Here is a 14,861-nt window from a genome sequence, read left to right on the forward strand (position 1 = left end):
CTATACGCTAAATTGGCAGGAGATCAGCACTGCATTCCGAAAAACGAAAAACTTCACATGCGAAAAGTGTAACATACATATTGCAGACCCCAAATACTATCATTTAATGCATGTTCATCACAAAGTAGCCTACGAGAAAACAAACAATAGTAGAAGTAATCTACAGTGCCTTTGTATCGAATGCCACTCTCAGGTAGATGACAGGCATATAAAGAACTTTAGTACCCTTGAGAAGCAACGAGAAATTCGAGAATTTCGGGAATTTCGCGAGAGGCTTAGAAAAAAACTTTCTGAATTCTGACGTTATTGGAAGATACGCACTGACTCATGTGTAATAAAAAATCAACCAATGACCACCCCAACCGACCTCATCGGCGACATCCACGCCCACGCCGACCGCCTGAAAGCCTTATTGAAAAAGCTCGGCTATGAGCGCAAAGACGGTGCTTACCGCCATCCCGACCGCAAAATCATCTTTGTTGGTGACTATATCGACCGCGGGCCGGACAGCCCGGAGGTGGTGGATATCGTCCGGGCGATGGTGGATGCGGGGAGTGCGGTTGCCTTGTGCGGCAACCACGAGTTCAATGCGATCTGCTACAATACGCCAAAGGAAGGAGGCGGGTACCTGCGGCCGCATACGGCCAAGAATACGCATCAGCATGCCGCTACGCTGGAGCAGTACCGTGACAAGCCGGGCGACTATGACTCGGCTATTGCGTGGTTCAGGACACTACCGCTGTTCCTGGAAACGGAAGACTTACGTGCTGTACATGCCTGCTGGGATGAAGCGGTGATCAGGAAGCTACACAAGACGCTGGGCGGAGCAGTCCTTCCGGAAAGCTTACTGCCCGAAGCGGCAGAAAAGGGTACCGATTTGTACCATTGGGTGGAAGTGACCTGCAAAGGCAGGGAAGCCGACTTGCCGGAAGGCTATAACTTCCACGATAAAGACGGGCACGAGCGGCGCGAAATACGCATCAAGTGGTGGCAAAACCCGGAGGGGCAGTCCTTTCAGGATATGAGCGTCATCCCGGGACTGGGGCTCGACCACCTGCCTTTCCGGGATATTGAGGCCACCCACTACCCTACCGGAAGCCGCCCGGTATTCTTCGGTCACTACTGGCTGAAGGGCACGCCTGAGCTTTTGACGCCCAATGCCTGCTGCCTAGACTATAGCGTGGCGAAGGGCGGGGTGCTCACTGCTTACCGGTTTGATGGGGAGCTGGAACTGAATGAGGGGAAATTGGTTTGGGTGTAGAGGCAGTGGTGGTGCCTGCACCCCTCATAAGCTCTACAACCGCCGAAGCTTAAAAGTATACAAACCATGACGGGTACGGGCCTCAATATGTAGCTTATTGTTGCTAATATGATTCACGCAGGTGAAGTAGGCAAAAGACTCCTGGCCGTAAGGGTCAAAGAAGTACATATCCAGAAAGAACTCGATGTCTGTATCATCACCTTCCCATTGGCGGTCAAAGAAGAGTTCCCATTCTCCGGCGTAGACGATGCCTGAACTGTAGTCATCGTAAATTGCGGTGTAGTCTTCGTAGAATTCGATGATGTCTCCGTTGAACTGATCGATGACGTTGTCTCGGAAGATTTGCCCATGGCCACGGTAGAAGGCTTTATCAAATTCCCACGCGCCAATGAGGCGGTCTTCCTTGCGTTCCAGACGGGCGTAATCTGAGCAGGAAAAGGAGGTGGTGATGATGGCCAGGGCGACTATAAACTGAAGGGTTCTCATGGTGGTCGGGTTTGGTTTAATCTTTACCATAAGATATGCCTTTCAACAACTGACCCCTAGTGCCCGGAAGGGGTTTAATCCCAGTTTAACGGGTATTAAGAACGTGTTAATAATGCCGGAAGTACTATGGATTTGTTAAAATCGGACTGCGGCTTGGAGTGAGGACGGATACCTGGACAAATGCCGGGCTTTTGCAAACAGCGCAATGCCCCTATTCCTGAAAGCGCCACGCCAGCACCCGCGCGCGCTTCTGTCCGGCAGCCAGTGGAATGACCTTCACCGCTTTGGCTCCCGCTTTTTCCAAAGCCTGCCCCAGGGGTTCCACATTTTCTTTTTGGGACACCAGACTGGTAAACCAGCCGATCTGCTGACCGTAGGCCTGGCTCTCCCTGATAAGTTGTAAGAGAAACGACCTTTCCCCACCTTCCGTCCACAGCTCCGCAGGCTGCCCGGCCACAGTTCTGCCTACCTTGCCGAGCTTGAGGTTCTTCCGTTTGCGGGCGTTGGCCTCAGCTGCCTCCGCTTCGGATGCGTAAAAAGGCGGATTGCATACGGTAGCATGGAAGAAATCATGCTCACGGATGATCCCTTCCAAAATAGAGCGGCGATCTTTCTGCTGTCGCAGCCTGATGCCCTTTTGCAGTACCGGATTGATGCCGATCAGGGCTTTCGCTGTTTTCAGCGCAAGCGGATCCACCTCCGTGCCCACCACAGACCAATCGTAAATGCGCTGCCCAAGGATGGCGTAGATCAGGTTGGCGCCCGTGCCGATGTCCAGTATGCGGATATCTTTGCCCCTCAGCAGGGGGCCTCCGGCTGCCAGAAGGTCCGCCAGATGATGTAGATAATCAGCCCGGCCCGGCACTGTCGGGCACAGGTAGCCATCGGGAATGTCCCAGTGCTGCACACCATAGTGCCCGATGAGCAGGGCGGTATTCAGCGCTTTCACGGCTTCCGGGTCCGAAAAGGAGATCGTGGGCTCGCCAGCAGGGTTCTTGGTCACATATGGCTGCAGGGACGGATAGACTTTCGTAAGCCTGTCAAAATCATAACCATCGCGGTGAAGATTGCGGGGATGGAACGTGCTCATAGGAATCGTTTTGTGAAGCCGTACCGGCGGAAGCAAGGTAGCAGATATTCTGGACATGTGAGGTAGCGGTGATACTATTGCTATTCAATATTTCCAGACTTTGGGGCAGCTGATCAAATAACTGCGTGCGCCTCCAGCCGGAAAAGGCGCAAAAGGGAGTGGCCACTAAACTGAGTTTACAGGAGAACATCTATGCATACTACTCATGAGTAATCTAGTGGTCTGTCAGGTGCTAATTTCTGGGTTGAGTGGGAGCGAATTTTGAGGCTAATCAACCTGTCCGTGTCTCGTCGCCTTTTGGCTTTGACTACCGGAGACCGTACTTAGGTACTAAGGTAGGCGGGGTGGATAGCCTGTCCCGCAACATCTGCGGGATTCCCGCGCATAGCAGCGCTATGTTAGGGGTTACCCAACCCTGCCTGGCTGGACACAGTCAGGCAGGGAAGAGTAGCCTCAAAAGTCGCCGCCGGCAACCCTTAGTTTTAGCCTTGACAGGCCACCAGTTACATTTAATCGAGAGTATCCCACCAAAGTGGTGTTTTCAACCGGAAGACAGGAGTGTTATTGCCTACGTTTGCTCCATTTCGTACCTCCTCGTTACCTTCCACTATCATAGCGCGGATCCACTCGCCTTCGTTGAAGAGCGGATTCAGGTTTGTCGGCCTGTTAAGAGAAGGGCCATAGATTTCCTGGCTGTAATCCATTCGTCGCATGTCTACCCAGGTTTCCGGGTTGAAGACCTGCGCGATATACTTTTGCCGCATGATATGGCTAAGTCCGGAGGTGAGGTCATCGAAGTGCTGTTGCACACCATTGTCAACCAAGGTATTCCAATAAGAAGTTATGTCATCACCTGCTACGCCCAACTTGCGCATATTTGCACTCACTCCTTCCTGATAAGCGGCAAGTGCTCCGCCGCTGTCTCCTGAACGAAGCCGTGCTTCCGCTTCTATAAATTTGACTTCTGCGTAGGTGATAAAAGGGAATGGAGAAGTGGGCCGGCTATAAAAACCTCCGGTGACTCTTCCATAGTCATCCCCATTGACTTCTATGCCTCCTGGAACTCCCTGGCCCGGTATCAGGCCTCTGAATTCCCCGTCTGATGGAGCAGGATTCATGATGATCCCAATTCGGGGGTCTAATAAGCTATCGTTGGTGACGGGTGCTGTTTTCATGAGGTCCACAAAAAACTGAGTAAAGGAGAAATAGCGCGGTGCAGTTGCGCTGGTGAAACCACCATATCCTTTATCACTCCAAGGGTTAGCCTCAGTGGCTGTACCGTTATCCAAATAGGGGAATTCCGCATCCATGCCATCCGAATTAAAGGCATTGCTACACGCTTCGATGACTGCCTGAGGATCGTATATGCTTTTTTTGCTTAAGTGATTCAGGTAGCGGGCTTTCAGAGCATAAGCAAAGCGCCGCCACTTATCGATATCCCCTTGATACATGATGTCACCATTGTCCAGATTTAGCCCTTTGGCATTTTCTGTCTCGTTAAAAAGTGCTATTGCTTCATCAAGTTTTTCGATGACTTGGGCATACACTTCTTCCTGAGAATCGAATGCAGGGGTCAAGCGGGCTGTAGTAACGCCATCATAGGCTTCGCTGACCGGGATCGCACCGAGTTGGTCCGTTAGCATTCCAAAAACCAGTGCTTCTAATGTACGGCCAGCTCCTGCATAATGAGGCGCTCCCTCAGCTTTGCCCATCACGACCATATCGACACAGTTGGGGATAGCCCAGGTATAGGAGTTTTGCCAGAAAAAATAGCTAGAGGTAAAGCGCCAGGTTTCTGGTGCGCTAGTTTCATTGCCAGAAGCGGTATATTGGCATACTGCGGAAACCTCTCGGGCCCCTCTCCACATCGCTGCTCCGTTGGTCATTGTTATAGCGCCGATCAAACGGCTCTCCAACGGGATTTCCTGCGGATTGTTAGGATCGGCATTGATGTCAAGAAACTCTTGACATGAACTCAGTAAGAGACCGATTGTCGTAAGAACAATTATATATAAATACTTCATTTCAAAGTAATTTAGTTGAATTAATCATTGATTAAAAGCTCAATCTGAGACCAAAGTCCGCACCTCTGGTCGAAGGGGTGCCCAGGTTGTCCATACCCATAGAGCCTGTCCCAAGGACGCCTGCCCCCCCTGAGCTTACTTCAGGGTCTACGCCCGAATAATCCGTGATGAGGATGAGGTTTCGACCGGTAGCGTACACTTCCAGACCCTTAATATTAATTCGATCCAAAAATGATTTTGGTATGCGATAGGATAAGGTGGCATACCTGAGGCGGTACCAACTGCCGTCTTCTACAAACAGCTGGCCGTTGCCGCGCAGGATAGTCTGGTAGTAGTTTTGGTCCAATACGACTTGCTGGGTATTAGGTTCACCCGTTGATTCGATAATGCCCTCAAATGTAGTGACCGATCCGCGTTCGAGCGTTTTAGTGCTCAACCCATTGCGGACCAGAGCGTTTTCAGTGGCGTTGTAGATATCCCCTCCTATTCGGAAATCCCATAGGAAGGAGAAATTGAAATTCCCAATCTGAAGAGAGTTGGTCAAACCAGCAATGAAATCAGGGTTCCTGTCCCCAATAATTTCTTTAATGGAGCTCACCTGAGGATAGCCCATATCGTCAAGCAATAATTGTCCCTCTTCATTGCGCTTCCATACATCACCGTTGATGCCAAATAGAGACTGTCCCAGGAAACCGGCTCCCTGAGCGACAAAGCCATCTACTGAGGCATCAGACTGCTCTACCCGGTCTAACGTACCTGGAAGCTCCACAACGGTGGAAGTATTCCGGGAGAAGTTGAGGTCTACATTCCATGTGAAGTTGCTCCTTTTTATCGGTGTGGCATTTATCATAAGCTCAATGCCTTCGTTATCTATTCTTCCACCATTGAGATAGGAGATGAAAGAACTGGCTGAAGGAGGTACACGAGTGAAAAGGATTTGATCGTCCGAGCTCATATTGTAGTATGTGAAGTCAACGCCGATCTTTCCTCTGAACAGGCGGATATCCACACCCGTTTCGAATGCGTTGGTGAACTCCGGGCGCAGTGCCGGTGCACCGAAAGCATAGACATTAGCAATAAAACCACGAGGGCCTGCCGTAAAAGAGTTGGTGGTATTAAAGTAAGTATTGCCGAGCACGTGTGGGGGCGCATCTTTACCTACCCGGGTCCATGAAGCACGCAGCTTTGCGTAAGGGATGAAGTCGCTTTCACCATTGACCGCTCCTATCTCATTGAGCAGGTCTGTCAACACAACTCCCCCACTAAAAGAGGGGTAAAAGAAGGAACGATTGGCTACCGGCAATGTAGAAGACCAGTCGTTACGTGCCCGGATATTCAGGAATAATATGGACTTCCAGTCCGCATTAAAATCAGCAAAAGCACCAACGATTCTGCGGCGGGAGCCTCCTGCTGAGATCACCCTTTCGTTTTGGAGAACATTATTGATGCTGGCGAAGGTTGGTACGATGAAGTTGCGGCCGTACCAGTTGGCAGAAGTGTTTCGGGCTGACTCAAGGTTGTGGCCCAAAGCGAGGCTCGTGTTAATATTCCCCCCAAACGATTTCTTGCCTGTAACAACAAGAGTAGAAGTTGTAATCTGATTGAAACGGTCGACTTCTGTGATCGCTCCTTTTTCTTCTCCTCCAATTACGGTGCCTGCACTTCGTATGGAGGTAAACTGCTCATTGTAAAAGTCAGTGCCTGCACGATAGGTTATGTTGAGAAAGGAGAAAGGGTCATAACTTAGGTTGACTGTTGAAATGACACGGTTTACATTGCTGCTTGTCGGATTATTGTATACACTCCAATATGGGTTGTCTACAAACGAAGCATCATTGTCAACACCTAGAAGTGTACGCTGCCTCCCATCTGCAGTGAGATAATTGCGGGCGTCATCATTGAGCGGCCAGTTGTACAATCCTCTGATCGTACCGCCGCCGCCGCCACCTGTCACACCAATGATGTTAGTCTCTGCTATGCCAGATCCACCAAGGGTTGACTGGTTTTGAGAATTGATATAGTTGACGGAACCACCTGCACTAAGGTTTTTAGCGATTTTGCTGTCTGCAGACAACCTGAAAGAAGTCCTGTCAAAACTGGTATTCGGTACTATGCCGTTCTGGTCTAAGCGGCTAGCGGAAAGGTAGAAAGTACTACGTTCGCTACCGCCAGAAGCAGAAATATCGTGGCGCTGTGAAACCGCAGGCTGAAAGAAATTACCAAGGTTATCATATACCGTTTCGTTGGCACCGAACGCAGGGCCCCATGAACTCCGCGCATCGGGGTTGAAGTTGCCATCGATACCTTGCTTATAGGCCGTTTGGAATTCAGGAACCTTATTGACCACATCATAGGAGAAGGCATTACTGTAGTTGATACGGAAAGTTCCTGCCTGTCCTTTTTTAGTAGTAATAATAATGGCTCCCTCTGAAGCACGAAGACCGTATAATACGGCTGCAGCAGGCCCCTTCAGTACAGTCAAAGATGCTATGTCTTCCGGGTTAATATCTATTCCCCGGTTGCTGTTGTTCGTATTTTGAGCGCTAAGCCCTATCCCTCCGCCAACAGGAGAACTATTGTCAATAGGGATGCCATCTACTACGAAGAGAGGCTGGTTGTTACCGCTCAGTGAAGTTCCTCCCCGGATCATAATGACAGAAGAAGCACCAGGTGCCCCACTCGAGTTATTGATCATCACTCCCGCAATTTTCCCCTGCAGGCTGTTAACGATATTGGGCTGCTGAGATTCTACAATAGATTCAGATTGCAGAGTCTGTACTGCATAAGTAAGCGCTTTCTTTTCCTTTCGGATACCCAGAGCAGTCACAACCACTTCTTCAAGGTTCTCGCCATCTGAGGACAGAGCAATATCCAAAACGGACTCAGCCTCTACTATTTGGTCTACACTGGAATACCCTATGTAGGAAAATCGCAAGGTAGAACCTGATTCGGCAGTGATAGCATATCGACCATCGAGGTCTGTAACCGTACCATTACCGTTGCCTATATTTTCTATAGTAGCTCCAATGAGCGGCGCTCCGGTCTCCAAATCTGTTACTGTTCCAGTGATACGGTTTTGTCCAAGGGCAGTTGACACACAAAAAAACAGTAGTACCGGCAATATCCATTGCCTGAAATTCAAATGTTCTTTCATTTCGTTTTGATTGTTTGAATAAAAATATTTACACCTCTCCTCCGGGGGAAGAGCGAGCATTGTGACCATTAACAAAAGCCAGGCTGCCTAACAAACAGCCCCTTTAGGAGGGTTTCTAACAGAGGATAGCGCACACACGTGTTTTCTCACTTCGATAACAATTTAACCGTTAGATTATTACCGCGTTTCTCTTACAAGTATAGGATATTTCGACAATAAAATACAACTGCGCCAAACCAGCCCCTTAAAACACAAATCCTTCATTAACAGGATTTTATACAAATTTGTTGATTTGCTGTTCTGCTGTTGTAGACAAACTGTATATTCTTTTGGCTGTTTTTTTTTACTCTGCCTTCCTCTTTTTGTAAAAAATTTTCTTCTACAAAACCGGTTTTTGTTATTCGTTCCTTTTGCATCAGCTCTCCCAATAATGATAAGATACTCTGCATCGGAAGCCTAAATCCGCTCCCTGTGACACTGACTTTGCCAGGCCTCTGAACGCCCTGTGTTTTAATACCTGGATCATTGACTAAAAGCAAATGAACAGCCCGCAGCCTCACTTTAGCACTAATTGAGCGTACTCGAAGTCATAGAGATTGTAGGGCTGCTATTGCTCCTGCCTTGATCTAAAAAACAAGTTCATTATTTCCTGTGAAAGCCTCCTCTTATCATTGATTTGGAATTGCCTTGCTAAACGGGATTTAGCTTTTTCCACTCCACCGGGCGTTACGAATAACATATCGCTAATTTCCTGATTACTAAAGCCCAAGGCTATAAGTACTACATACTGCAACTGCCGCTTGGATGTATCTGGATATTCCTGAAGGATACGGTCAATAAAGCCAGGGTAATTCTGGTTAAAATCCAAGAGAAAGTTTTCCCAAACAGGCTGTTCGTTAAAGGCCATTTCTACTTTTCGGGTAAGCATAGCTGAATTGCGCCGATAGCGCTCACAAGCATCCAGGACTTTTGCTTTCAGCTGGCTGGACTGTACAGATTGAGTGAGCAGACGTTGTTTTTGACGGGCTAGTTCTTCCTGCTTGGACTTGTTCAGGGTTTCAAGTTGTTGCCTTCTGGCCTCAAGAGCTTCTTTTTTGTACTGCATTTTTTGGCGATAGAAGTAAAAAAGGAAGGATATAAGTAGCAAAACAGCCCCCAGCCCCAACGCGAGAGCATTGGTGTAGTTTGCCCGTTTTCGCAACCACGCCTTTTCTTTTTCCTTTTGATCCAGCATTTGCTGATATTCGGCAACGCGATAGCTAGTAGTCGCATCAGCCAGAATCCGAAGGTTAGTTCTTCTAGCCAGACTATCGCTTATAACTTTGCTTTTGGTTAAGTTTTTGAGTGCTTTCTTGTAAGAACCCAGTTTTTGAAACACTTCTGACCGAAGCGCATACAGATCAAGAGCATCTTCTGTGTAGAAATCAGTACAGTTTAACCCTTCGCTCAGTAAGAATAAGGCTTGTGCCGGTTCCGTATTATATTCCAGCAAAAGTCGGCTATTCCAAATAGCCCATTCCGGATCACATTCCAACTCGTCCTCTTCATAGTAGGTGCGGTATTTTTCCAGATAGTCTATAAACTTCTTCCAGTTTTTTTGCTCATGCGCATGGGAAATGCTTTCGGTGAGCAGGTAATGCTGGTTAAAATCATGCTCTATCGCAACATTCCAGGCTGTATCGAGGTGAGATAAAAAGTTTTTTTCACTTCCTGTTTGGCGATAAACTTGTGCAATATTAAAATGAGCCAGATAGCTAAGGTAGGGATATTCATACAGGCGCGCGGTATCCAAAAGGCTATGAAACGCCTGAATAGCTTGTGGGAAATCTTCCTGCTTTTTATGAATAATTCCAATGTTAAGAAGGGTAACGTGCCTGCTTCTTCTTCCATAAGGCGTATCTGCATATTGCCCATACTCCAAAGCTTGCCTGAAGTACTGCATCGCTGTTTCGTAGTAATCTGTTTTTAAATAGGCTACTCCCAGATTCGACAATAGCGAAAGTGCATTTGCCGGGTGTTTTCTCGGATTTAGAACACTTAAGGATTGTTCATAATAATTAATCGACTTATCAAACTCTCCCTTCATCAAATGGATGTTCGCCAGCAAGCCAAGATCTGTTGCCAGATAGAAGGAATCAGAAAGTATGGAGTCACACTTTAATGCTAAACGGGTGTAGTGAAAGGCAGAGTCATAAGCGCTCCTTCTCAGAAAATGATTGGCCCGATGATTATAATAGTATTGTGCATGCAGCGAAAAGGGTGCAGGTACTACATACTGCTTATTGTAATGTGCAGCCAGGCAGTCCACGTCCGGGCTGCCTTCCGCATCCATCTGTACGATATGAGAAATCAACCGTCCTGCGGAAAAATCAGGAGGTAAAGCATTTATAACTTGCGGACATTCTGCCATCAGGGAGAGAGATAAGCAAACCAGAGTTGCAGCAATAATTATTTTACTCATTCTTATTCAAACCGGAGCCCCTTCCGGGGCAGATTATAGAATATTTATGGCGTGCTGCTCTGTTGTGTTTGCTTCTTAGAAGCTAAAATACAAGTATTTACTGATTTTAAAAAGCCTGTAAAGAACACGTTATAAAAAAATGATAATCAGCGTATTAAACAAATATGTCTGGTTTGTTTCTTCTTACTTTTTCAGTGGATCGCATCAAAACCTAACTCAACTCAGCGCATATTGGAAGTGCCGGAGCAGAAATGACAAAAGACTTCTGAGCGTATAATCCTATCCACTTCAGTGGCGGCACATTTCGCTGATGGCCTATTTTTTTCTAATCATCCAACATATGAAAAGACTAATAAAAGGGTTTAGCCTCCTGTTGATTATCGTTGGGGCGTGCCCTTTAACTGCGCAGGAGGAAACGACCTCTCCCCTTAAGCAATTACTCATTTGGGAAAACACTCAGGAAGAAAGCCTCCTGTCTGTACTTGGCGAGACTTACAGGCCTGTTATCGAAAGTTGGGAAGCCTGCCTTTCCACAGGTGCTTGCAGCGATCTCCCCGTAGATAAGATACAAGATATGCTCCGTGCCACTATAGAGCAACAACTGTATGATAGCACTCGGATGTCAGAGCAGTACCGGGACATCCGAGAATGGATCTCGATCGATACACTGCAAACTATGATTTCTCCTCCCCTATCAGACTCTGTATCGCTGAGATTAACCAGAGTAATGGAATTGCCTGACGAGCCGAGGATGCCCGCTCGCCAGCAATTAAATTCCCCCAAGCCGTTTTGGCTGCAAGTGACCGACGAGCTGCTGATTAACGCAATTGAGGAAGAAGCCATAGAATCTGCTGTTGGAATAATAAAAACAGAGTTGCAGCAGCTGCAGGAAACTGACACTCTTGTTCATATCTTATTCCCAAATGTGAGCCGGCAAATACTCAACTACTCAACAGGTATGCCGGCATCAGTAGCTCTACAGCATTTCAAGGCGGCTCTTGCAGTCGATTATCAGCAACTTGACGCTCGTTTTCCTTATGCCTTGCAACAGACAGGCCGGCTTAGTAGTCAAAGTACTCGGATCATTGAGGAAGGGGAGTATTGGTTAGACCGTTACTGGCAAGGGCATATTGATCCTCCGGTTTTTCCTGGAGATAACGATGAGACCTCTTTTCCGGTCAATAGCTGGCTTTCATTTCTGAATGAGGCTTTCGAAGTAAGTGCCAATCAGCCCCTCCATCCTATCACAATCAAACGCTTGCAGGAGAGTGGCAGAGTAGCCCGGCTGTGCCATTGGTGGGCAGGGCTATATGCCCCCGGGCTTTCCGCACCTTCTGAGATAATGGATAATCTCCCGGATAACTATGTTCAGGGTATGATTAGTTACCATAGATTCGTTAGAAATACCCGGCGGGCAAATTGGAATATACGGCGACCTGAACTACTCCAGGATTTCATCCAAACTTTCCTTGATCTAAGAGGGTGCTTTTTGTCCGTTGAGGATGCTCTTGACGCTGAGCAAATTCTGTCTGCGATTGCCAACCTCAGATACCATAACAAATCGAAGTCAGCTCAGCATAAAGCACTGATGAATATTGCAGAAGAATTAGCTCTTTACAATCATCCGCTTTTGCTTCTACTAGGGAATCTTGCAGTCCAGGATGATTTGGATAGCTTCCAGAAGGTCCTGAAGGAAATCTACCTCCCACATGCCAGTTTTTCCAGCCTTAGAAAGAACAAGCGGACCTACCTTCTGATGGGATATGCAGGCTTGCATTCCGGGATGGAAACAAGCCTTCACCCGGACCGCAACATGAGAGGCCTCCATACAGCGATGGGTATCTGCGCTGGCCCGGCTCTAAGTATGGGTACAGGGAAGTATGCCCATACATTCTTACTACAGATCATTGACCTTGGAGCCCCGTTTTCTTTTCTGATCAAGGATGCGGAAGATATCCGAAGTGGACAGTTTCCCGAAAAGATCAACCTGGAAGCCTTTGTCTCGCCGGGTGCAGGATATTTTCTTGGATTAAAGAACAGCCCGCTTAGCCTGGGGCTTAGTGCCGCTATGGTCAACAACGGCAGGACCGACCCTGGAGGGCAGGAAACTGATATCCTTCGGTTTAATCTGGGTTTGTATCTCGATTTCCCAATATATACGCTGGGACAAGTTCGTCATTCATTCACTCATTTAAAATAACAAATATGCTTTTAAAGAAAACGTTGCTTGTGCTCCTCAGTTTTTGGATACTGACGGTCCATAGTGTGGCACAGACCAGCCAACAAGCTGTATCGTTCACTAACCAAGGTACCGAGAAAATCTGGGTCTACGCTTACCATGAAGGGTGTTTTGAAAGCGCCATCCCTGCGCTTTGTTATAATGACGGTCTTGATGCGGGGCAAGAGGTGAGCTATACGCCACCTGATATTATTCGTAACTGGGATACGTTCAAAGAGGTATTCCAGTTTGTTGGGGATGCACTGATGATTGTTGCCGGGCTTGTAGTTACCGTGGTTACAGCCGGGGCTGGAGCAGAAGTGGAAGCGGGTGCCATCGCAGAAGTAGTAGCTACAACAGGCGCAGAAGCTGGTCTTGATGCCGTTGACGCCGCCGAAGCTATTGAAACTGCAGCAGAAACTACCGAAATGTCTATCGAAACCACCTCGGAAGTCGCTACCGAATTCCCGGAAGTCTTCAGCGCGGCAGAAGATAGTGGTGATGCGGCAGCAGATATGGGCAGCGAAGCTCTTACACAAATGGAAGGGCAGACGGAAGACTTAGCCGATGATGCAGCCGATGGCGCTGATCAGGCAGCGGATGATGATTCCGGAACAGATAGCGGTGATGGCAGCGATCCTGATGGCGATGAAGATACAGACAGTGGTGATGATAGTTCTGATAACCAGGACGATAGTAGTGACGACCAGGATGAGGATGGAGATAATTCTAATGACGAAGACGAAGATGAGGACGAAGATGATTGCAACTCCAATTCTTCAAGTGCTACGAAAAACTTAACCACCGCAAAAAAAGCCATTGCTAAAGCTAAAAGCCTTTATAAGAATATCAAGGCTAAAATCCCTGATCCTATGAAGGAAACCTTCAAAGAACTTCGCAGCCAGTACCAGTTCATTAAAGGTCCGGCAGAACAGCTCTATGCAAAGGTTCTTTCTCCTGACGACGACGACCATCCTATTGATTACGAGTCAGAGGATCCGCCCACTGACGACATGGCTTGCGAGCTAAAGGCCCTAAATAAAATAGCTAAGGACGTAAAGAAGTTAGAGGAAAAAGGATTTAAGCTTATCAAGGATTTAGAAAAGGAAGACCGGCAAAAGGTTAGCCACCTCTATTCTTTGGTACATATGGGGCTTGGTCTGCCAGTTCCAATTCAAACCTGGAGCAAAAACCGGGAATGGTCCTATGTAGTCGAAAGCGAAGGCTACCTTTATACTGCTAAAGCAGGACATATTTCTTTAGACGGCAATACATTTGAGCTGGTCTGGACACCTCCCGGAGACAGCACGAACAATCACGATGTTTACTGGGCAAAATACTCAGGCCCAAGCTACCCTGCAGGTACTTTTTTCAAAGGGAACACTAAGCCTATTCCACAGCTACAGGCACTTCAAGAGAGCTATACAGTAGACAACGACAACCTAATCACGGTAACTAAAACCCCGAGGACAGACAAAAATATTCAGTTTGGGTTTAAAACCAATACCAATGTTACCTGGTGGAAAGGAGTACAAATGCACTACCTTAGCTCAGATGGTACTGAAAAATCTTTGATGATGGAGCTGCAGGGAGACAACCATGAAGAGTGGTGGGCAGTAACGCCACTTTCTGATGTTAATCCAATGAGCCCTTTTATTTTGACTTTTTGGAAAGCTAAAGCATTTGGAGTCCATACAGTAGTCGGGCAGGACCTCTTTACTGTCGAAGGGCTGGTCAATCAAGATGGGAACGGTACAACAGTACAGTTTTTCTGGGAAAATGACATCTAGTGGATTGAGCCGTAAATATTTGACAGTTAAAGATCAGGCACTACAGAAGGCTTAAGCGTGAAAACACTATCAAACAATTCGGTTTAGTCGCACTAGTGGCTTGTCAAAACTAAAGCTCTCGAAAAACTAAATATGATTTTGTGAGACATCCGGATGAAACTGACAGGAGACTAACCCGCGGTTTTGTCCGGATGTCCAGCTTAAGCCAATCCGTAAAGGCTTCAATCCTTCATACCCTGCAAGATGGAATCAATTGGGCGTCAATTTTGATGTAGGAGTTTATCCAAAAACCGGTTCACCAGTATTAGCAGCCCAGATACATTGATGTTTCAACAACCACTCAGGTGGGAATGGCCTACCCTACTGCCTGCAACCTT

The 14,861-nt window shown here is 47.5% G+C and carries 8 protein-coding genes; 3 read left to right on the forward strand and 5 right to left on the reverse strand.

The genetic code is table 11. From position 1 onward, the window contains the following. Nucleotides 1-349 precede the first annotated feature (349 nt). Nucleotides 350-1,261: a metallophosphoesterase gene (locus ACO08I_RS04370; protein WP_421948605.1), complete on the forward strand. Its 912-nt coding sequence runs from the start codon at nucleotides 350-352 to the stop codon at nucleotides 1,259-1,261. A 33-nt stretch (nucleotides 1,262-1,294) separates the two neighbouring features. Here the strand turns inward: ACO08I_RS04370 and ACO08I_RS04375 are convergent, their stop codons facing one another. The 5 genes from ACO08I_RS04375 to ACO08I_RS04395 all read right to left on the reverse strand — a co-directional run bounded on the left by ACO08I_RS04375 (nucleotide 1,295) and on the right by ACO08I_RS04395 (nucleotide 10,476). Continuing rightward, nucleotides 1,295-1,747 carry a hypothetical protein gene (locus ACO08I_RS04375; RefSeq protein ID WP_421948606.1) on the reverse strand — a complete coding sequence of 151 codons (453 nt, stop codon included), beginning with the start codon at nucleotides 1,745-1,747 and terminating at the stop codon, nucleotides 1,295-1,297. Nucleotides 1,748-1,958: 211 nt separating this feature from the next. After that, a complete protein-coding gene (gene rlmF, locus ACO08I_RS04380) occupies nucleotides 1,959-2,837 on the reverse strand; it encodes a 23S rRNA (adenine(1618)-N(6))-methyltransferase RlmF (RefSeq protein ID WP_421948607.1) in 879 nt (292 codons plus the stop codon). 509 nt (nucleotides 2,838-3,346) lie between these two features. Continuing rightward, entirely contained in the window at nucleotides 3,347-4,861 is a 1,515-nt protein-coding gene (locus ACO08I_RS04385; protein WP_421948608.1) for a SusD/RagB family nutrient-binding outer membrane lipoprotein, read from the reverse strand. Between the two features lie 31 nt (nucleotides 4,862-4,892). Beyond that, nucleotides 4,893-8,015, reverse strand: a complete 3,123-nt coding sequence (locus tag ACO08I_RS04390; RefSeq protein ID WP_421948609.1) for a SusC/RagA family TonB-linked outer membrane protein — start codon at nucleotides 8,013-8,015, stop codon at nucleotides 4,893-4,895. A gap of 607 nt (nucleotides 8,016-8,622) precedes the next feature. Then, entirely contained in the window at nucleotides 8,623-10,476 is a 1,854-nt protein-coding gene (locus tag ACO08I_RS04395; RefSeq protein WP_421948610.1) for a tetratricopeptide repeat protein, read from the reverse strand. A gap of 310 nt (nucleotides 10,477-10,786) precedes the next feature. Here ACO08I_RS04395 and ACO08I_RS04400 point away from each other — a divergent pair, with 310 nt between their 5' ends. Then, on the forward strand, nucleotides 10,787-12,676 hold the full coding sequence (locus tag ACO08I_RS04400) for a hypothetical protein (RefSeq protein WP_421948611.1): 1,890 nt from the start codon (nucleotides 10,787-10,789) through the stop codon (nucleotides 12,674-12,676). Nucleotides 12,677-12,681: 5 nt separating this feature from the next. Then, entirely contained in the window at nucleotides 12,682-14,484 is a 1,803-nt protein-coding gene (locus ACO08I_RS04405) for a hypothetical protein (protein ID WP_421948612.1), read from the forward strand. The last annotated feature ends 377 nt before the right edge of the window (nucleotides 14,485-14,861 follow it).

Source organism: Phaeodactylibacter xiamenensis (genome assembly GCF_965229835.1).
Classification (GTDB): domain Bacteria; phylum Bacteroidota; class Bacteroidia; order Chitinophagales; family Saprospiraceae; genus Phaeodactylibacter; species Phaeodactylibacter xiamenensis.